General features: G+C 60.9%; 17 protein-coding genes and 1 tRNA gene. 6 read left to right on the top strand and 12 right to left on the bottom strand.

Features of this window, described 5'->3' with window-relative positions; genetic code table 11:
* Positions 1 to 115: 115 nt before the first annotated feature.
* Positions 116 to 676: a transcription elongation factor GreB gene (gene greB, locus C5N93_RS17745; RefSeq protein WP_069343084.1), complete on the top strand. Its 561-nt coding sequence runs from the start codon at positions 116 to 118 to the stop codon at positions 674 to 676.
* Positions 677 to 761: 85 nt separating this feature from the next.
* Here the strand turns inward: greB and C5N93_RS17740 are convergent, their stop codons facing one another.
* The 4 genes from C5N93_RS17740 to C5N93_RS17725 form a co-directional block, all read right to left on the bottom strand.
* Positions 762 to 3,182, bottom strand: a complete 2,421-nt coding sequence (locus tag C5N93_RS17740; RefSeq protein WP_242560322.1) for a bifunctional (p)ppGpp synthetase/guanosine-3',5'-bis(diphosphate) 3'-pyrophosphohydrolase — start codon at positions 3,180 to 3,182, stop codon at positions 762 to 764.
* A 60-nt stretch (positions 3,183 to 3,242) separates the two neighbouring features.
* Positions 3,243 to 3,449 carry a DNA-directed RNA polymerase subunit omega gene (rpoZ, locus tag C5N93_RS17735; protein WP_039397582.1) on the bottom strand — a complete coding sequence of 69 codons (207 nt, stop codon included), beginning with the start codon at positions 3,447 to 3,449 and terminating at the stop codon, positions 3,243 to 3,245.
* A 98-nt stretch (positions 3,450 to 3,547) separates the two neighbouring features.
* The gene (gmk, locus tag C5N93_RS17730) at positions 3,548 to 4,225 is read right to left on the bottom strand and encodes a guanylate kinase (protein WP_242560321.1); all 678 of its coding nucleotides are present in this window, start codon (positions 4,223 to 4,225) and stop codon (positions 3,548 to 3,550) included.
* A gap of 5 nt (positions 4,226 to 4,230) precedes the next feature.
* A complete protein-coding gene (locus tag C5N93_RS17725) occupies positions 4,231 to 5,160 on the bottom strand; it encodes a YicC/YloC family endoribonuclease (protein ID WP_242560320.1) in 930 nt (309 codons plus the stop codon).
* Between the two features lie 271 nt (positions 5,161 to 5,431).
* On the opposite strand from C5N93_RS17725, the gene rph reads away from it, so the two are divergent.
* From rph to hemW, 3 genes are read left to right on the top strand one after another with little or no spacing between them, the layout of a single operon-like run.
* Positions 5,432 to 6,160, top strand: coding sequence for a ribonuclease PH (gene rph / locus C5N93_RS17720; protein WP_242560319.1), 729 nt, complete (start codon positions 5,432 to 5,434; stop codon positions 6,158 to 6,160).
* Between the two features lie 2 nt (positions 6,161 to 6,162).
* Complete coding sequence (gene rdgB, locus C5N93_RS17715) at positions 6,163 to 6,780, top strand: RdgB/HAM1 family non-canonical purine NTP pyrophosphatase (RefSeq protein WP_069343079.1); 618 nt, start codon at positions 6,163 to 6,165, stop codon at positions 6,778 to 6,780.
* A 5-nt stretch (positions 6,781 to 6,785) separates the two neighbouring features.
* Entirely contained in the window at positions 6,786 to 8,015 is a 1,230-nt protein-coding gene (hemW, locus tag C5N93_RS17710; RefSeq protein ID WP_242560318.1) for a radical SAM family heme chaperone HemW, read from the top strand.
* Positions 8,016 to 8,130: 115 nt separating this feature from the next.
* On the opposite strand, the gene C5N93_RS17705 is transcribed toward hemW, so the two are convergent.
* Positions 8,131 to 9,870, bottom strand: coding sequence for an acyl-CoA synthetase (locus tag C5N93_RS17705; RefSeq protein WP_242560317.1), 1,740 nt, complete (start codon positions 9,868 to 9,870; stop codon positions 8,131 to 8,133).
* Between the two features lie 324 nt (positions 9,871 to 10,194).
* Here C5N93_RS17705 and C5N93_RS17700 point away from each other — a divergent pair.
* Positions 10,195 to 10,284 (top strand) — tRNA-Ser (locus C5N93_RS17700).
* Between the two features lie 65 nt (positions 10,285 to 10,349).
* Here the strand turns inward: C5N93_RS17700 and C5N93_RS17695 are convergent.
* The 6 genes from C5N93_RS17695 to C5N93_RS17670 form a co-directional block, all read right to left on the bottom strand.
* Positions 10,350 to 10,691, bottom strand: coding sequence for a BrnA antitoxin family protein (locus C5N93_RS17695; RefSeq protein ID WP_242560316.1), 342 nt, complete (start codon positions 10,689 to 10,691; stop codon positions 10,350 to 10,352).
* Positions 10,678 to 10,950 carry a BrnT family toxin gene (locus tag C5N93_RS17690; RefSeq protein ID WP_242560315.1) on the bottom strand — a complete coding sequence of 91 codons (273 nt, stop codon included), beginning with the start codon at positions 10,948 to 10,950 and terminating at the stop codon, positions 10,678 to 10,680. Before C5N93_RS17690 ends, C5N93_RS17695 begins: the two co-directional genes overlap by 14 nt.
* Before the next feature lie 172 nt (positions 10,951 to 11,122).
* Positions 11,123 to 12,487, bottom strand: a complete 1,365-nt coding sequence (locus tag C5N93_RS17685; protein WP_242560314.1) for an MFS transporter — start codon at positions 12,485 to 12,487, stop codon at positions 11,123 to 11,125.
* 145 nt (positions 12,488 to 12,632) lie between these two features.
* Complete coding sequence (locus C5N93_RS17680) at positions 12,633 to 13,958, bottom strand: pyridoxal phosphate-dependent aminotransferase (RefSeq protein WP_242560313.1); 1,326 nt, start codon at positions 13,956 to 13,958, stop codon at positions 12,633 to 12,635.
* Between the two features lie 9 nt (positions 13,959 to 13,967).
* The gene (locus C5N93_RS17675; RefSeq protein ID WP_242560312.1) at positions 13,968 to 14,936 is read right to left on the bottom strand and encodes a threonine/serine dehydratase; all 969 of its coding nucleotides are present in this window, start codon (positions 14,934 to 14,936) and stop codon (positions 13,968 to 13,970) included.
* A 2-nt stretch (positions 14,937 to 14,938) separates the two neighbouring features.
* Positions 14,939 to 15,871, bottom strand: a complete 933-nt coding sequence (locus tag C5N93_RS17670) for a 3-hydroxyacyl-CoA dehydrogenase NAD-binding domain-containing protein (RefSeq protein ID WP_242560311.1) — start codon at positions 15,869 to 15,871, stop codon at positions 14,939 to 14,941.
* A gap of 125 nt (positions 15,872 to 15,996) precedes the next feature.
* Here C5N93_RS17670 and C5N93_RS17665 point away from each other — a divergent pair, with 125 nt between their 5' ends.
* Positions 15,997 to 17,400 carry a PLP-dependent aminotransferase family protein gene (locus tag C5N93_RS17665; protein ID WP_242560310.1) on the top strand — a complete coding sequence of 468 codons (1,404 nt, stop codon included), beginning with the start codon at positions 15,997 to 15,999 and terminating at the stop codon, positions 17,398 to 17,400.
* Positions 17,401 to 17,494: 94 nt separating this feature from the next.
* On the opposite strand, the gene C5N93_RS17660 is transcribed toward C5N93_RS17665, so the two are convergent.
* Positions 17,495 to 18,412 (bottom strand): LysR family transcriptional regulator, encoded by a 918-nt coding sequence (locus tag C5N93_RS17660; RefSeq protein ID WP_242560309.1) that lies wholly within the window; start codon positions 18,410 to 18,412, stop codon positions 17,495 to 17,497.
* Between the last annotated feature and the right edge of the window lie 58 nt (positions 18,413 to 18,470).

The following is an 18,470-nucleotide window of genomic DNA, read 5'->3' as shown; positions in this document are numbered from 1 at the left end:
CCAGAGACCGGAAAAACCGGAAATGCGCAGCGTTGCCCATGCGCTCGCGGCATCGCTCCTATAATGCAGGGATTGTGTAACGCTTCTGGCACGCGCTCGCCGCGCGCCTCGACTTATGAACAAGGCCTTCGTCAAGGAAGATAACGGCGACGACGATGACGATCTCGACGCCGGCGCCCCGGAGATTCCCGCGGGTACCAAGAACTACATCACGCCGACGGGCTATCGTCGTCTGAAAGACGAACTGCTCGATCTCATCGACAATCAGCGTCCCGAAGTGGTGAAGATCGTGTCGTGGGCGGCGTCGAACGGCGACCGCTCGGAGAACGGCGATTACATCTACGGCAAGCGACGCCTGCGTGAGATCGATCGCCGCATCCGCTTCCTGACGCGGCGACTGGACAACGCCGAGGTGGTGGACACGCGCCGTCAGGAAAACGTCGATCAGGTGTTTTTCGGGGCGGAAGTGACCTATGCCGACGGCAAAGGTGACGAGCATACGATCATGATCGTCGGTATCGACGAGGTCGATCTCGAACGGGGTCACGTCAGTTGGATCTCGCCGATCGCTCGCGCCATCACCAAATCGAAGGTCGGTGACACCGTGCCGTTGCGCACCCCCGCCGGGCTCGATCAGATCGAGATTCTGGACGTGCGTTATCCGCCATCGGAGTAAACGCGACCGCGGACACATCGGTCGTCGCATCAACGAAAAACGCCTCCCGAAAGAGAGGCGTTTTTCATGTCATCGGTACAACTGATCAGTAGTTGCCGCGCTCGCGCGCAATGCGCATGGCGTGATTGGCGTGGATCTCATCCTGATGCCGCTCGCTCGGACGCTCTCGCGCCACGCGCATCACGTCAGGATTCACGCGAATCCGGCGCATCACGTTGGCGAGATGCACGCGGTCGCTCACCTGGATGAGGAAGCGCAGCGTGGCCGACTCGTCCGGCACCACTTCGTCCATGCCGATGTGCACGATGTTGGCATCCGACGCCGTGATATCCGCCGCCACGCGCGAGAACACGCCACGGTTGTGATGCACGAGCACCTTGATGCCGACGTCGAACAGACGGCCCGGCTGCGGCGCCCACGCCACATCGATCCAGCGGGTCGGATCCTTGCGATGGATGCGGCGCGCGACCGGGCAATCCGTCGTGTGAATCGCCATACCCAGCCCGATGCCGATGTAGCCCATGATCGCATCGCCCGGAATCGGACGGCAGCACGCCGAGAACTGCACCGACATGCCTTCGGTGCCGGTGATGAGCACCGGCGGGCCGACGTTCTCGTCGCCCGTACGCGGGGAATCGGGATCGTCCGGGCTGTCGTCGTTCTCGCCTTCCTTGCCCGACAGCAGCACCGCCAGACGCTTGGCCATGACCGCCGCCACGCGGCGTCCCAGCCCGATGTCCGCGAAGATGTCCTGACGGTCCTTGTTGCCGGTCCACTGCGCGAGCTTGTCCCAGATCTCCGGTGAAATTTCGCTCATCGTCAGGCCGTAGCCCTTGAGCGCCTGCTCGACGAGACGCTCGCCAAGCTGCACCGACTCGGCAAACCGCATCGTCTTCAGATAATGACGAATGGCCGAGCGCGCCTTGCCCGTACGCACGAAGCCGAGCCACACGGGGTTCGGCTTCGAATAGGGGGCGGTAATGACTTCCACGATGTCGCCGTTCTTCAGCTCGGTGCGAAGCGGCAGCAACTCGTTGTTGATCTTGACGGCCACGCACTGGTTGCCCAGATCGCTGTGGACCGAATAGGCGAAATCGAGCGCCGTCGCGCCGCGCGGCAGCGCCATGATGCGCGCCTTGGGCGTGAAGACGTAGACGGCGTCGGGGAACAGGTCGATCTTGACGTGTTCGAGGAATTCCGTAGAGTCGCCCGTCTCGCTCTGGATGTCGAGCAGCGATTGCAGCCATTGATGCGCGTGCTTCTGCACGTCGTTCATGTCTGCGCCGCCGTTCTTGTACAGCCAGTGCGCCGCCACGCCCGCTTCGGCAATCTCGTGCATGCGGCGCGTGCGGATCTGGAATTCGATCGGTGCCCCGAACGGACCGACGAGCGTGGTGTGCAACGACTGATAGCCGTTGACCTTCGGGATCGCGATGTAGTCCTTGAACTTGCCCGGCACCGGCTTGTAGAGCGCGTGCAGCACGCCGAGCGCGAGATAACACTGCGTATTCGATTCGACCACGACACGGAAGCCGTACACGTCCAGCACCTGCGAGAACGACAACTGCTTTTCCTGCATCTTCGTATAGATGCTGAAGAGCGTTTTCTCGCGGCCGAAGACGTCGGCGCTGACCTCGCCGTCCTTGAGCGCCTTCTCGACCGCGTCGAGAATCTTGCCGACCACTTCGCGCCGATTGCCGCGCGCGGCCTTCACGGCCTTGTCGAGCACGGCGTAACGACGCGGGTGGTAGTTCGCGAAGCTCAGATCCTGGAGTTCGCGATAGGTATTGTTCAGACCGAGGCGGTGCGCGATGGGTGCGTAGATGTCGAGCGTCTCGCGCGCCACACGGCGCTGCTTCTCCGTCGACGTGACACCCAGCGTGCGCATGTTGTGCAGGCGGTCTGCGAGCTTGACGAGAATGACGCGCACGTCGCGAGCCATCGCCAGCAGCATCTTGCGAAAGCTTTCGGCTTGCGCTTCTTCACGGCTGCGAAACTCCATCTTGTCGAGTTTCGACAGGCCGTCGACCAGTTCCGCGACCTTCGGCCCGAATCGCTCGGCGAGTTCGGCCTTGGTCACGCCTTGGTCTTCCATCACGTCGTGCAGCAACGCGGCCATGATCGACTGCGCGTCGAGCTTCCACTCGGCACAGATCTCGGCTACGGCAACGGGATGGGTAATGTAAGGCTGTCCGCTCTGACGATATTGCCCAAGGTGGGCTTCGTCACTGAACTGGAAGGCTTCTTTGATCAGCGCGAGGTCGCTTTCCTTGAGGTATTCCCCAAGCATGCCCTTGAGACGGGCGATCGAGACGACCTCGTGCTTGCGCGGCTGCTCAGGCGTTGCCGTCGGACCGAAAAGGTGCCGATAGGACTGCTCAAGCAGCGCGTCGATGTACTGTCGCGTGGCGCTTTCGCCCTTTTTCTTCTTGCGTTCGGGCTTCGGCTCCCCCGCTTTGGGTTCATCCGCAGCGATGGACGCGGCCGGTGATTTCGCGTGACTCATACGTGTACCTGCATCGTCGAGCGGCCCGGAACGTCACATCGCATCAGTGCAGTCTCCCGATCAGAGCGGCACTTTCTTGAGCATCTCGATGCCGACCTGGCCCGCAGCGATTTCGCGCAGCGCGACGACAGTCGGCTTGTCCTTGTTGTTCTCGAGCTTCGGCGTATGACCTTGCGCCAGTTGGCGGGCGCGGTAGGTCGCGGCGAGTGCGAGCTCGAAGCGATTCGGAATTTGTTTCAGGCAGTCTTCAACGGTAATTCGGGCCATAAGGAGGTTCCTTCTCAATATAAGGCGTATTCTATCGCAGCCGGCGCGCACACGCGCAAAACGCGCGCACTACGCGAAGGCCGCTTGTCCTGCGGGTGTTACTGATGTTCGCTCGGCGCGTGGATGTCCAGATCCGTGAACAACGTCTTGTGCCGCGCGTACTGCGAAGCAAAGCGCAGACGCACCGCCGTGAAGACCGATTGCAGTTGATCGAGCGCGCGCTGGAATTCGTCGTTGATGATGATGAAATCCGCCTCGGGCGCGTGGGCAATTTCACCGCCTGCGGCCAGAAGACGTCGCGCAATCACTTTGGGCTCGTCGGTCCCCCGCTTCTTCAAACGCTCTTCGAGCGCCTCGATGGACGGTGGCAGAATGAAGATGCCCACGGCGTTCGAAAAGCGCTTACGCACCTGCTGTGCGCCCTGCCAGTCGATCTCCAGCAGCACGTCCCGGCCTTCGCGCATCTGATCTTCGATCCACACACGCGAGGTGCCGTAATAGTTGCCGTGCACTTCCGCGCTTTCCAGAAATTCGCCGCGCTTGCGGCGCTCCAGAAACTGCTCGACCGAGACGAAGTTGTAATGCACGCCCTCTTCCTCGTTGGGACGCGGTGCGCGCGTAGTACTCGAGATCGACAGACGAATGTCGCTGTCCTGCGCGAGCAGGGCATTGACGAGCGTGGATTTGCCCGCGCCCGAAGGGGCGACCACCATGAACAGATTGCCGGGATACTCGGCATGCAGGGGGGTGTGCGGGGCTTGGGATGGCGAAGACATACGACTTACTCCAGGTTCTGCACTTGCTCGCGCATCTGCTCGATGTAGAGCTTGAGCTCCATCGAGGCATCCGCGAGTTCCTTCGAGGCCGCCTTCGAGCCGAGCGTATTCGCTTCGCGATTGAGCTCCTGCATCATGAAGTCGAGCCGTTTGCCGACCAATCCTCCCTTGTCGAGGATGTGGCGGGTTTCCTTCAGGTGAGCGTCGAGTCGCGTGAGTTCTTCCGCAACGTCGATGCGCACGCCGTACATCGTCACTTCCTGACGAATACGTTCTGCGATTTCTTCCTTGCCCGGCGGAACCGAACCTTCCGGCACGACGACGCCCAGCGCTTCCTGAAGGCGATCGACGATTTTCTGCTGATGGCGCGAGATCAGTTCCGGCACGAGCGGTTGCAGGCCGGTGAGGATCGTCTCCATCTTTTCGATGCGCTCGATCAGGCTCGCCTTGAGTTGCGCGCCCTCGCGCTTGCGCACGTCCACGAGATCGCCGATGGCCGTACGGCCCGCATCGATCACCGCGTCGCGCAACGCTTCGGCCGTTACCGACTCTTCGCCCAGCACGCCCGGCCAGCGCAGGATTTCGCCCGTGCGCATGCGTTCGGCATCCGGGAAGAGTGCGAGCACTTGCTGTTCGAGATCGGCGAGTCGTTTGACGGCGTCGAGATTGAGCGCACCGTTCGTGCCGTTCTCGGGACGTTGCACGTTGATACGGATATCGACCTTGCCGCGTGAGAGTTTCGCGGTGAGCGTTTCGCGCAGCACCGGTTCGCACGCCCGCGCTTCTTCGGGCATGCGGAATGCCAGATCGAGGAAGCGCGAATTGACCGTGCGCAATTCGACCGACACGCTCGCGCCTGCGGCTCCATCGGCATGCGCAATGTCGCGCGTGACGCTGGCGTAGCCGGTCATACTGTAGATATTGTTGTCTTTCATCTGGGTGACCGGTACCACAGCGCCGTGACAGAATTTTCGCGGAACAATGCAGCGACCGGTTTCGCATGCAATGGATGAAACGCGATTATCGCATTTTCCGGCCCAAGGCTCCCGATCAGGCTTCAGATCAGGCTCCCGATTCCGCTCAGATTGAACGCGCGATTGCGCTGCCGAATCGGACTGCGGCGACGTGACGTGCAGGCCAGCCGATGGCGTTTAGCGATACCATTCGGGTATTGCCGCATAAATTCACCTCGCAGGACATTCACTCATGACGCAAATCACCCGCCCGGACGGCCGTGCGCAAGACGCATTGCGCCCCGTGCGCATCACCCGCCAATACACCCGTTACGCCGAAGGTTCGGTGCTGATCGAATGCGGCGAGACGAAGGTCATCTGCACCGCCAGCGTCGAAGAAAAAGTGCCGGGCTTCCTGCGCGATTCCGGTCAGGGCTGGCTCACCGCCGAGTACGGCATGTTGCCGCGCGCCACGCACACCCGTGGTGATCGCGAGGCAGCGCGTGGCAAGCAAAGCGGCCGCACGCAGGAAATCCAGCGTCTGATCGGCCGTTCGCTGCGCGCCGTGTTCGACCTGGAGAAGTTTGGTCCGCGCACGATCCAGATCGACTGCGACGTCATTCAGGCCGACGGCGGCACGCGCTGCGCGTCGATCACCGGCGCATTCGTCGCCGCGCACGACGCCGTCTCGAAGCTCATCGCCGACGGCAAGCTTGAAACGTCCCCGATCCGCGCGCACGTCGCAGCCGTCTCCGTCGGCTTGTATCAGGGCCAGCCGGTCCTTGACCTGAACTACGTCGAAGACTCCGCGTGCGATACCGACATGAACGTCATCATGACGAGCGAAGGTGGTTTCGTCGAAATTCAGGGCACCGCAGAAGGTGAACCTTTCACGCGTGACCAAAGCAACGTGCTGCTCGATCTGGCCGACGCCGGCATTCGTCAACTGATCGACGCGCAGAAGCGCGCGCTGGGAGTCTGACGATGGCCATGCAGAAGATCGTGCTGGCGTCGAACAACCCGGGCAAGCTGCGCGAATTCGCGTCGCTGTTCGAGCCGCTCGGCATCGAGCTCGTGCCGCAGGGCATGCTCGGCGTATCCGAAGCCGAGGAGCCGCACGTCACCTTCATCGAGAATGCGCTGACGAAGGCGCGTCACGCGGCGGCGGCAACCGGTCTGCCGGCATTGGCGGACGACTCGGGGCTGTGCGTGCCGATTCTCGGCGGGGCGCCCGGCGTCTATTCCGCCCGTTACGCCGCGCGTGCCGGACGTGAAAAATCGGATGCCGCGAACAACCGTCATCTGATCGAACAACTGGCGCCGCACGCTGATCAGCCCGGATATCGCGACGCCTATTACTTCGCCGCACTGGTGCTCGTGCGTCATGCAGAAGATCCGCAACCGATCATTGCAGAAGGTCGTTGGGATGGGGAAATCGTCGATGTGGCGCGCGGCGCGCATGGCTTCGGCTACGATCCGCACTTCCTCATCCGTTCGCTGAATCAGACGGCTGCCGAGCTGGACCCTGCCGTCAAAAACGCCCACAGCCATCGTGCACGCGCGCTGCGCGTACTGCTGGAAAAGCTGGGGCGGGAGGCGTAAGCAGCATGAGCGGTATCCCTCAGTCCGTGCTGCCCGTGCAGAACTTCCTGCGGCCCGGCAAGATCAGTTTGCCGGCGTTGCCGCCGATGTCGCTGTACGTGCACTTCCCGTGGTGCGTGCGCAAATGTCCGTACTGCGATTTCAACTCGCACGAATGGCGTGGTGACGGCGGTGCGCAAGCGTTCCCGGAGCAGGCCTATCTCGACGCGTTGCGTCAGGACCTCGAACAGGCACTGCCGCTGGTGTGGGGACGTCCAGTGCATACCGTCTTCATCGGCGGCGGCACGCCGAGCCTGCTGTCGGCGGCCGGGCTGGACCGTCTGCTCTCGGATCTGCGCGCCCTGCTGCCGCTCGATGCCGACGCCGAAATCACGATGGAAGCGAACCCCGGCACCTTCGAGGCGGACAAATTCCGCAGCTTCCGTGCCAGCGGCATCAACCGGTTGTCCATCGGAATTCAGAGCTTCAACAGCGAACATCTGAAAGCGCTCGGCCGCATCCACGATGGCGACGAAGCGCGTCACGCCATCGAGATCGCGCAGGCGAACTTCGACAATTTCAACCTCGATCTGATGTTCGCGCTGCCGAACCAGACACTGGCGCAATGTCAGCAGGACGTGGAAACGGCGATCTCGTTCGCGCCGCCCCATTTGTCGCTGTATCACCTCACGCTCGAACCCAACACGCAGTTCCATAAGTACCCGCCGACGGTGCCGGACGACGATACGGCAGCCGACATGCAGGACTGGATTGCCGAGCGCACGGCGGCCGCGGGATACGGACGTTATGAAGTGTCGGCATACGCGCAGCCTCACCGACGCGCGAAGCACAATCTGAATTATTGGGAATTCGGGGACTATCTCGGCATCGGTGCGGGCGCGCACAGCAAGATTTCGTTCCCCCATCGCGTGTTGCGCCAGGTGCGTCACAAACATCCGCAGCGGTATATGGAGACGGCGGCGACGGGCAATCCCATTCAGGAAGAGCGCGAGGTGGACGCGCGCGATTTGCCGTTCGAATTCATGCTCAACGCGTTACGTCTGACTGAGGGCGTGAAGAGCGAGCTATTCGCCGAGCGCACCGGATTGCCTATGGCGAAGATCGGCAAGGTGCTGGCTGCGGGCGTCGAGAAAGGTCTGCTCGTCGACGATCCGCAACGCATTGCCCCGACCGAGTTGGGACAGCGCTTCTTGAACGATCTTCAGGAGATGTTCCTCGATCGGGAAGACAAGTAAGCGTCTGACGATGGCATTGACGAAAACGGCGGGACATCTTCATCGGAGATGTTCCGCCGTTTGATTTAGTGCCTCGATGCAGGTCGTCGGCGCGCCGTTCAGGGCCAACGGCCCATCACCCCAGCGCCGTGCCCATCTCCCGTAAGGCCTTGCGAATGATCTTGCCGGTGACAGTCATCGGCAGTTCCGGCAGGAAGACGACCTTGCGCGGGTACTCATGTGCAGCGAGTCGATTTTTGACGAACGTCTGGATTTCCCGGGCGAGCGTCTCGGACGGCTCGTGGCCTTCTCTCAGCACCACGAAGGCCTTCACGATCTCGGTCCGCAAGTCGTCCGGCTCGCCGATCACGGCGGCAAACTGCACCGACGGATGGCGAATCAGGCAGTCCTCGATGGGCCCCGGACCGATGCGATAGCCTGCGCTGGTGATCACGTCGTCCGAGCGGCCGGTGAACGTGATGTAGCCGTTATCGTCGACGAACCCCGAGTCGCCCGTCAGCAGGAAATCGCCGCGATACTTGTCCATCGTGGCGTCGGGGTTGTGCCAGTAGCCGAGGAACATGACCGGGTTGGGCCGTGCGATGGCGATGTTGCCGACCGAGCCGACGGGCAGCGGCGTGCCCTCGTCGTCGACGATGGTGACGTCATGCCCGCGCACCGCACGTCCGATCGCGCCCGGGAGTGCCGGGAATTCGGCCGCGCACGACGACACGACCATATTGCACTCCGTCTGCCCGTAGAACTCGTTGATATCGACGCCAAGGTGTTCGCGTCCCCACGCCAGCAGTTCGGGGCCGAGCGACTCGCCGCCGCTGGCGACTGAGCGCAGTTGCAGCGGCCAGTGCGTGCGCGGCGCCTCCACCGTGCGCAGCATCTTGAGCGCGGTCGGCGGCAGGAAAGTGTTGCGCACGCCGTGGCGAGCCATCAGATCGAAGGCGGCGACGGGATCGAACTTTTCGAAGCGTCGCGACAGGACCGGCACGCCGTGATGCAGCGCCGGCAGCAGCACGTCGAGCAACCCGCCGATCCAGGCCCAGTCTGCGGGCGTCCAGATCAGATCCCCGTCCTGCGGAAACCCGTTGTGCGACGTCTCCACGCCGGGCAGGTGACCGAGCAACACCCGGTGCGCATGCAGGGCGCCTTTGGGTTTGCCGGTGGTCCCAGAGGTGTAGATGATCAGCGCGGGGGCGTCGGCGCGGGTCTGGACAGGTTCGAAGTGGGCATCGCGCTGCACGATGGCGGGCCACAGCGCGAGCAGACCGTCTTCGGCGACACCCCAGTCCTGATCGTCGGACACGTGATGATGGGCTTCGGGGAGGTCGTCATGAACGACATACACGAGGCGCAGATCGGGCAATTCGGCGCGAATGTCGTCGATCTTGCCGATGCTGGCGAGGTCGGTGACGAGGACGGCGGCGCCGGAGTTTTGCAGGCGATAGGCGAGCGCTTCGGGTCCGAAGAGCGTGAAGAGCGGCACGGCGATAGCGCCGAGCTTGTAGGCGGCGACGTGGGCAACGAGGGTCGCGGGCGACTGCGGCAGGAAGATGCCGATACGGTCCCCGGCCTTGACGCCGTTGGCGCGCCATTCGTTGGCGAGTTGGTTCGAGAGTTGTTTAAGGGTGTCGAACGTTAGGCGCACGTGCGAGCCGTCGCCACTTTCGTGGACGAGTGCCAGGCGGTTGGTGCCGTCCGCCCATTTGTCGCAGACATCGACGCCGATGTTGTAGAGGGTAGGAATCTGCCAGGTGAAGGCATTGGCAGTCTGGGCGTCGTCGGTTGGGGCGATCGCCTTGCGCTCGCCACTGGCGTCATTTGACGTCTCTTGGGCGGGGGCGCGGGAGGTGTCGGCATCCATGCGGTGTCTCCGGGTCATGTCTGGCCTCGCACGGTAACGCCGGGGGCGTACACCGCACGTCATTGGGGCATGATGCATGCCGGACGAAGACAAGACAAGGGGGACGGGGGTCGGCGTAGGGAAAGCGAGGAAATTAGCGGGGTGTGAGGCGATTTAGGTGGAATGAAGGCTTCACATGATGGAATGAGCAGGTATAATGCGCGCTGCCGTGCGGTACCGGCCTGCGCCGGGATTCCGACGCCGATTTCCCCGGACCGCACGCATCTCAAGCCATCGCAAGGATGGCATCCCAAAGCCACGACCCCGCGTCGTGCGCAACGCCTCGGAGGCGTGCCAGAGTGGTTTAATGGACCGGTCTTGAAAACCGGCGAAGGGGTAACCCTTCCGTGAGTTCGAATCTCACCGCCTCCGCCAGAATTCTTTGATGCTCAATGTGACACGGATGCGCCGCAAGCGAAGGCTGCACTCAGAGACTTGCATCACACCAGATGCGGATGCTCTGCAATGAACTGCTGTAGCGCGGCATCGATTCTTGTTTGCCAACCTCGACCAGAAGCCTTGAAGTATTCGACAACTTCCGGCGACAGTCGAATATTGATTCGCTCCTTCGTTTGATCGGCCTTGGGCCTCCCACGAGGCCGAAGCAATTTCTCAGCCGCGTCTTCGCCCACAACTCCCGGCAATACCTCACTCGCAGACCGCGCTTTAGCGAAGTCCTTCTTCGTCCACTCAGGATTATCCATATCCTGACGACTCTGCTTTTTGAGTTCGGCATCCTCACCCCGAGTGGGGAGGATCGTTCCCGGCTTAAGTTTCGGCATAGCGTTTCACCTCTCGCGAATTCGCCTTGCGCAAGCTGATGACATGTATTTTTTCTGCGCGAGGCGTGAAGACCAATGCAAACAACCGTTCACCGACATACCCGAAAGCTCGGTAGCGGCGTTCGCCATAGTCGACTCGAACATCCTCTTCAATCACAGCGCTGTCCCATTCGAAGTCTTGGGCCATGGCGAACGGCAAACCCCGTTCCTGCACATTCCGTTCACTTTTCGCTGGGTCGAAACTGATATTTATGGGCATTTATTGTACCCACAAAAATTCTCGATCGGCCATTATTTTTTGTGGCGACAAAAAATCAGGAATTTTCCCGATCTCTCGCGACCGAATTCCATCAAACTCCGCTTCGCAACGCTTTCCCCACCCCCAGTATCACGGGCTCCCGACATGGAAAACCCGCGCCCCGCTATGCCCGTCAGGTCGTAGCCCGAAATTTCCGTGCCGCGGAAGGTAGTCCAACCACCACGGCAAGCCCCGCGGCGACCTGGACAGCCGCCACCAGATACAGCCCCCATGTCATGTCGCCCGTCGCATGCATCAGCGCACCTAGAACCCAGGACGACAGCAGCCCCGATATCTGCCCCAAGCTGCTAATGACGGCAATCCCCATTGCAGCGCTGCTAGGCGACAGGAACCCGGGCGGAATGCTCCAGAACACCGCAAACGCCCCGGACTGCCCCGCGCAAATCACCGCCAACAGTAGTACCGAAACGCCCCATCCAGGGTGGCATGCCGCTAAGAGCACCGAGCCGAATGCAACCACACCAACGCAAGCCAAAAAGTGCAAACGCCTTTCCTGACGTCGATCCGAATGCCATCCTACGCAAATCATTGAAATTGCCCCCACGATCCCGGGGATCGCGCCCAGCAAACCAATGAGGCGGATGTCCGTCAGGTGACCTGCCTGCTTGATGATGGTGGGGCCCCAGAAGTTGAGTACGCTGAGCGCCCAGGGATTGAACGAGTAACCAATCGATGCCAGATAGATCCTCGGATCGCGCAAAACACGCCAGATCAGCTTGCGATGCATGTGAGTCCCAGCAGCCCTCGCCCGCCCATCCTCCTCAATCCGGGTCAGCACGATCGCCTTTTCCCTGGCCGAAAGCCATGTAACGGACGACGGCACATCATCGAGGAAATAAAACGTCGCCACACCGATCAGAACAGCGGGCAACCCCTCAAGCAGGAACATCCACTGCCAGGATCTGTACCCGGCCACACCTTCCATCGAATGAAGAATCATGCCGGTCAACGGACCGCCGATCACACCGGCAACGCATAACGAAACCATCAGCAACGACGTCACGCGAGCACGTCTTGCCTCGGGGAACCAGTAAGTGAGGTACAACACGAGTCCCGGAAAAAAACCAGCCTCCGCAATCCCAAGCAATGTCCGAACAACATAAAATTGCATTGGAGTACTTACAAATGCAGTCGAAGCTGAAACTAGCCCCCAAAGCACCATGATCCGTAACAGGGTCTTGCGTGCACCGATCTTCTCCATCAAGAGATTGCTCGGCACTTCGAACAGGATATAACCCACAAAAAATATACCGGCGCCGAATCCATAGGTGACGTCGGTCAAGCCCACGTCGTCCTTGAATCGGAGGTAGGCGTAGCTGACGTTCGAGCGGTCGATGTAGCACACGACGTACGCAATGAAGAGAAGCGGAATCAGGCGCCACACTATTTTCCGGTAAATTCGCGCCTCCTCCGATACGGTCGGCATATCGCCGACGACGACCGAAGGAATGGCTCGGCTTTGGGAAAGATTATTCATTTATGGTCTCCTCGAATCCCAGTAGTGCGCTTGGCGCACGCGGCCAGCACAACGAGGGACCCTGGTAGGGAGCGGCCTTCCGCCGGTCATATCCCGTACGGAAGGCAATAGAGTTGACGAGGTCGAAAGACTGATCGCTGAACGCTTACCTGTCGCGGGTTCGCAGAAACTGCTGGAGACGTTTCATGCCCGCCTCAAGCTGTGGCGGCTGTCTCGCAATATTGATCCGGATGTAAGGCGACGCACCACAATCCGCACCCGGCAACACCAGCACACCGGTGTCGTTGAGCAATGCCTCGGCAAAACTGCGATCATCGTCGGCATAGGCGGAAACGTTCACAAATAGATAAATACCGCCAGCACCGGCGGCAACCCGGAGTCCCTCCATCGCACCGATCATATCGATGGCCAGCCTGCGATTTTGAGCCACGCGCTGGACAATCGCTTCCCGCGCCGTACCGCCATCGACAAGCGCGGCAAGCGCTGCGGCCTGCCCAATGCTCGAAGGCGACGACGTGATCTGCGACTGAACCTTGGCCATTTCAGCGATCAGTTCCGGGGCACCGATGCCCCAGCCAATACGCCAGCCCATCATCGCGTAGGACTTGGAGACGCCCCCGACGCTCAGCACGCGGTTCTTGAGCGCCGGCGCAATCGCTGCCAAAGCCACATTTTTCTGGCCATCGCAAACAAACGCTTCATAAAGCCCATCCCACATGACCAGCACATCGGGATGCTCAATCAGCACCCCGGCCAGCGCCAGCAAATCCTCGGCGCCGTAGACCGCCCCCACGGGACTCGATGGGCTATTCAGGATCAACCAGCGCGTACGCGGGGTAATGGCCGATGCCAAAGCTGGGGCAGTGAGCTTGTAACTGCTCGACGCGTCACACGAAACGATGACCGGCGTACACCCCGCCATGACGGCCATATCGATGTATGACGACCAGTAAGGCGCGGGAATGATCACTTCGTCGCCGGGCTCAGTCGTCACGAAGAGCCCGTTGTAAAGCGCCTGCTTCGATCCTGTCGAAACAATGACGTTGCTGTCGTCGACCGGCACGGCGTATGTCGTGCAATAGGCTTGGGCGATTGCGACCTTGAGTTGCCCTTCACCATCCACATTCGTGTAGCCAACAGTGCCCGAGCGCGCCGCCTTCAGGGCCGCATCGATGGCGATTTGGGGGGTCGGGAAATCGATGTCACCCGATGCGAAATTAATCACGCTTTTGCCTTGCGCAATCATTGCGCGAGCCCGCCTGGAAAGCGTCGTGGCGGGGCTTTCTTTGATTTCCAACGTCCGTGATGAAAGGTGCACACCCACCTCCTCATGAAATCTGCATTTCGGTGCCATCGGACACCAGCTCAACGCCATGACCGCCGTCATGGATAGCCAACTTTGTGTCGATTCCCGCCGCTGCCCCCGTGATTTTCGGCAGCCCCCGTCCAGTCGGATGTCGATCGAGTTCACGTTGCAAGGTCATTGCCCGATACACTCCATAAACGTATTCCGATCAACGTTCCCACCCGACAGAATCGCGAGAACCCCTGAAGGTTGATGCCTGAACTTGCGGGTCAGGAGCGCTGCCAGCGCCACCGAGCCACTCGGTTCGAGAACCAGTTTCAGCTCGTTGAAGGCGAAGCGCATGGCGGCTCGGACTTCGTCGTCCGACACCCGAATGCCTTCGACGTCACAGCGACGCATGACATCGAACGTCATCACCCCCGGTGTTGGCACGACAAGCGCGTCGCAAATCGTCCCGGACTTCCTTGCGTTGGACCGTCGCACGCCCTGTTCCAGGGATCGACCGGTATCGTCGAAGCCTTCTGGTTCCACCGCATAAATACGGCTCTGCGGGATGAGCGAGCGGAACGTCGTCGCCCAGCCCGAAGTCAGTCCCCCGCCGCTACAACACACCATGGCGGTGTCGATACCGGCGTAATCGCCGATCTGTTCGAGCGCCTCAAGTGCCCCGGTGCCAGCCCCAGCCATGACGTCGTAGTCGTCGTAAGGCGGAATGAGCGTCAGACCTCGCTCCTTTATCAACGCAGCACAGAGATGCTCTCGATCATCGCTCTCCCGGTCATACAGCATGACCTCGGCCCCATTCGCTTTAGCCCCCCGAACCTTGACCGCCGGCGCATCGTGCGGCATCAGCACGACAGCATGAACCGAGAACTGTCTGGCGGCGACCGCCACGGCCAGCGCGTGATTGCCCGACGAATAAGCGATCACTCCCGCCTTCCGTTGCTCAGTGCTCAACGTCAATATCTTGTTGACAGCACCGCGAAACTTGAAGGCACCGGCTTTCTGCAAATTCTCCGCTTTGAGCAGCACCCTGGTGCCGGCAATACGATCGAGTTCGGCAGACTGGATGAGCGGCGTAGTGAACGCGATGCCCGCAATTCGTGCGGCCGCTTCGCGTACGCTTTGCATCGTGATCGACATGTTCAGCCCTCCTCAGCGCTCGGCACAGGCCCCAGCACCTGAGCAGCGCGCATGAGCGCCGTTTCGTAGCGTGCCCGCTCTTCAGCAATTTCCGCGTCGGTCCAACTGCGCATGCCTTGTTTGGCCTTCATACCGAGATGACCTCGAGCGACCAGTCCGGCGAGCGTTCTGCTCGGCACAGTGTCGTTGCACAGCGACGGATAGATCACCGTGGCAGCGGCATGCTGTGTGTCGAAGCCAGCAAACTCCTTGAGCAGAATCGGACCTGCCGCTGCGTACCGGAATCCAAAGCCGAACTGCACGGCAATATCGACATCGCCAGCACTTGCGAGTCCACTATCGATCACCGAGAAGGCCTCGCGCATCAGCGCATGCTGAATACGATTCGCGAGAAAGCCCGGCACATCCTTGTTCACACGCACCGGAGCGCGTCCCAACTCGCGGAAGATCGCATGCAGCGCATCGATCGTTGCCACATCGGTTCTTTCCCCCTTGGCAATTTCGACGAGCGGGACCAGATGAGCCGGCTGAAAGAAGTGCGTGTTGGCCATCCGAAACGCGGTCTCACAGTGTTGTGCCAGGTCGCTGATTCGCATGCTCGAACTGTTCGATCCAATCGGGACGTGGGGCGGAACCATATGGTCCAACGATTCGAAGAGCTTACGTTTCGCCTCAAGATTCTCCGAAATAGCTTCCAGAACCACATCGACATCGCTCCAAACCACGTCGCTGAGCCCGGTTCGGAAAACCAGTCTGTCTCGCTCGAATGCCCCACCCAGTTGTTGCACGGCTGCCGCGATGAGCTGTGCGGCTTCGGCCCATTTCGCCTCGTTCGCCTCGACGACCTGCACCGTCCATTCTCCGGCCAGAAAAATCGCTGCGATGTCGCGGCCCATAATCCCGCAACCAATGATGACACCTTGCCTGTATTGCATACACCCACCTTAATTAGCTATAAAATTACATACACCAATCACTGAGCAATCCCTTGAAAGTGCTCGAATTTTTCACTTACAAGTAGAAAGCGTAGCGGTCGAAAATTGTGGTCACAAGGATCTGTATGGAAAACCACGTAGCGGTGTATGTAGCCAATCACATGACCACGGGCCATGGGCCGGCCTACATCCGAATCGTCAAAGCGCTTGCAAGCGGCATCGATTCCGGAGAACTCAGAGCGGGTTTGCCGATGCCATCTCAACGAGAACTGGCCCGCCACCTGGGTCTGCACTTCACAACCGTGACGCGGGCGTGGGGCGAAGCACGGAAAAGAGGATTGGTTCACACCCGGCCGGGGCTGGGAACCACGATCGCTGCCGGAGGCATGCGCCCCGGCTCAACACGAGAAGACGCCGTTACAGGATCGGAGGTGATGGATCTTTCTTCGGTATGGTCGCCAGTGCTGAAAATTCCCTTTGATCTGTCAAGCGCATTGGTCGCGCTTGGTGGGGATCAAGGTATTGCCCTGTTCTCGGCCCGGACAGGACGCAAGGAGAATCGCGTAACTTCGGCGGCGACCGAATGGCTACAACCGCGATTCACAAAGTCGATCGAGGCGCGCGTGGTCACCAGCGCTGGTGCGCGGGCTGCGTTGCTCGCCATGATGCGACTTGTGGTGGGAAACGGGGGCACGCTACTCACAGAATCGATGACTTGGCCGACGGTCCGGGGTATGGCCAGCATGCTCGATATCCGGTTGCGCGGCGTCGCAATGGACAACGAGGGAATGATGCCGGCTTCGCTTGAGCAAGCTGTGCGTGAAACCGGGGCTCGGGCTTTGTATTGCGTTCCGACGTCCCAGAATCCTACGAACGCCGTGATGTCGGCCACTCGCCGAATTGCAATCGCGCAGATCGCTGTCAGACTTGGCCTGACCATCTTCGAAGATGACGCCTATGGTCAACTGGTCGAGCATCCATTACCACCACTGGCCGAGTTCGCGCCGGAGTCCACGTACTACATCGCGGGCCTCACCAAATGCCTTTCGCCAAGCATGCGCGTCGCGTACGTCGTCGCACCGAGCGTGCGTGCAGCCTCCCAACTCGATGACTTACTACGTACCACCATGCTATGTCCCGCGCCCATCGAAGAGGCGTTGGCCAACCAGACCATGGCCGATCATTCCGCCACACGGCACATCGCAAAAGTCCGTGCGGAAGCACGTCTTCGGATGTCGATTGCCGAGTCGGCTTTCGCTGAATTTCGCCATCTCGTGAACGTCGGTCCGCTCTTTATCTGGTTGAAGCTACCGACTTACTGGCATCGAGCTCAATTTGTCGAGGCCGCCCGAACTCGAGGCGTCATCGTCTTGCCAGCCGATATCTTCGCTGCAGATGGCGAGTGCAGTGAGAACTGCGTACGGATAGCGACAGGTTCCGCGCAGAATCAGGCACGGTTGCGCAAGGCGCTTCAGATCATCGCAGATATCGTTTCCACGCCGGCAGCGCTTTCCGTCTCCGGCAATTAGCGGTTTGATCCGCGTCGATGCGACGGACGGTTGAAGACGAGATGCCCGGCAGGGTCGTACGCCGTACTTCGTCACATTAGCGGCAACGCCCCTGCTACTTCGGCCATCGCCAAACCGGATCCGAAAGATGCTCAGCGAAGTAGTCCGACAGCGCCGCCACCTTCGCAGGGCGCGCTCGCGCCGATGGCGTGACGAAGTACAAACCACCTTTGGTGAGCGACCAGTCGGTCAGCAATGCTTCGAGGCGTCCGTCGGCGAGATATTCACCCGCCATGAACTCCGGCAATTCCGCGATGGCGAGACCGTCGAGCAGCATCGGCAGCAGCGCCTCGGAGTTGGTCACACGCAACGGCCCCCTCGGGCTGATGGCCTCCTCTTCCCCCGCGTCGTTCGTGAAACGCCACACATCACTGCGGGCGCGGTACGCGTAAGACAGGCACGGCCGATCCGCGAGTTCTCGCGGGTGCACCGGCCGCCCTTCCCGCTTCAGATACGCAGGCGACGCCACGACGAATTGCGTCACCGCACACAACCGTCGGGCGACCAGGGACGAATCCGGCAGCGCGGCAATACGCAGCGCCGCGTCAAATCCGTCCGCCACGATATCGACCGATGCATCCGACAGGTGCAGGTCGATAGACACCTCGGGATACGCCCGGAAGAACCCCGGCAGCAGCGGCGCGACCCAGCGCAGCCCGAACGCCATCGGCACCGCCAGACGCACCAGCCCCCGCGGCTTCACCGACATTTCCCGAGCAGCGCTTTCCGCCTCCTCCGCCTGACGGTAGATATCCCCGGCCTTCTCGCAGATCGTCCGGCCGAACTCAGTCAGCGAAAGCTGCCGGGATGTACGGTTGAAGAGCCGCGCGCCCAGCCGGTCCTCCAGCCGCGCAACGCCACGCGACACCGTCGCCACGGAAACCCCCATCGTCCGCGCCGCCGCCGCGAACGATCCCTCCTCGGCAACCTTCGCGAACATCGCCAATCCTTCGAAGTCAGGTAGCTTCGCCATTCGCCCTCATCATTTCATTTTTGCAATGTTTGTTTGCAATTGATTCTATTTCGAAAAG

This window comes from Pandoraea sp. LA3, assembly GCF_022696215.1.
Taxonomy (GTDB): domain Bacteria; phylum Pseudomonadota; class Gammaproteobacteria; order Burkholderiales; family Burkholderiaceae; genus Pandoraea; species Pandoraea capi.
This window is presented reverse-complemented; position numbering and strand designations above follow the sequence as displayed.

Coding starts and splice junctions, on each gene's coding strand:
- greB (WP_069343084.1), top strand. CDS start 116: ATGAACAAGGCCTTCGTCAAGGAAGATAACGGCGACGACGATGACGAT.
- C5N93_RS17740 (WP_242560322.1), bottom strand. CDS start 3,182: ATGAGTCACGCGAAATCACCGGCCGCGTCCATCGCTGCGGATGAACCC.
- rpoZ (WP_039397582.1), bottom strand. CDS start 3,449: ATGGCCCGAATTACCGTTGAAGACTGCCTGAAACAAATTCCGAATCGC.
- gmk (WP_242560321.1), bottom strand. CDS start 4,225: ATGTCTTCGCCATCCCAAGCCCCGCACACCCCCCTGCATGCCGAGTAT.
- C5N93_RS17725 (WP_242560320.1), bottom strand. CDS start 5,160: ATGAAAGACAACAATATCTACAGTATGACCGGCTACGCCAGCGTCACG.
- rph (WP_242560319.1), top strand. CDS start 5,432: ATGACGCAAATCACCCGCCCGGACGGCCGTGCGCAAGACGCATTGCGC.
- rdgB (WP_069343079.1), top strand. CDS start 6,163: ATGGCCATGCAGAAGATCGTGCTGGCGTCGAACAACCCGGGCAAGCTG.
- hemW (WP_242560318.1), top strand. CDS start 6,786: ATGAGCGGTATCCCTCAGTCCGTGCTGCCCGTGCAGAACTTCCTGCGG.
- C5N93_RS17705 (WP_242560317.1), bottom strand. CDS start 9,870: ATGGATGCCGACACCTCCCGCGCCCCCGCCCAAGAGACGTCAAATGAC.
- C5N93_RS17695 (WP_242560316.1), bottom strand. CDS start 10,691: ATGCCGAAACTTAAGCCGGGAACGATCCTCCCCACTCGGGGTGAGGAT.
- C5N93_RS17690 (WP_242560315.1), bottom strand. CDS start 10,950: ATGCCCATAAATATCAGTTTCGACCCAGCGAAAAGTGAACGGAATGTG.
- C5N93_RS17685 (WP_242560314.1), bottom strand. CDS start 12,487: ATGAATAATCTTTCCCAAAGCCGAGCCATTCCTTCGGTCGTCGTCGGC.
- C5N93_RS17675 (WP_242560312.1), bottom strand. CDS start 14,936: ATGTCGATCACGATGCAAAGCGTACGCGAAGCGGCCGCACGAATTGCG.
- C5N93_RS17670 (WP_242560311.1), bottom strand. CDS start 15,871: ATGCAATACAGGCAAGGTGTCATCATTGGTTGCGGGATTATGGGCCGC.
- C5N93_RS17665 (WP_242560310.1), top strand. CDS start 15,997: ATGGAAAACCACGTAGCGGTGTATGTAGCCAATCACATGACCACGGGC.
- C5N93_RS17660 (WP_242560309.1), bottom strand. CDS start 18,412: ATGGCGAAGCTACCTGACTTCGAAGGATTGGCGATGTTCGCGAAGGTT.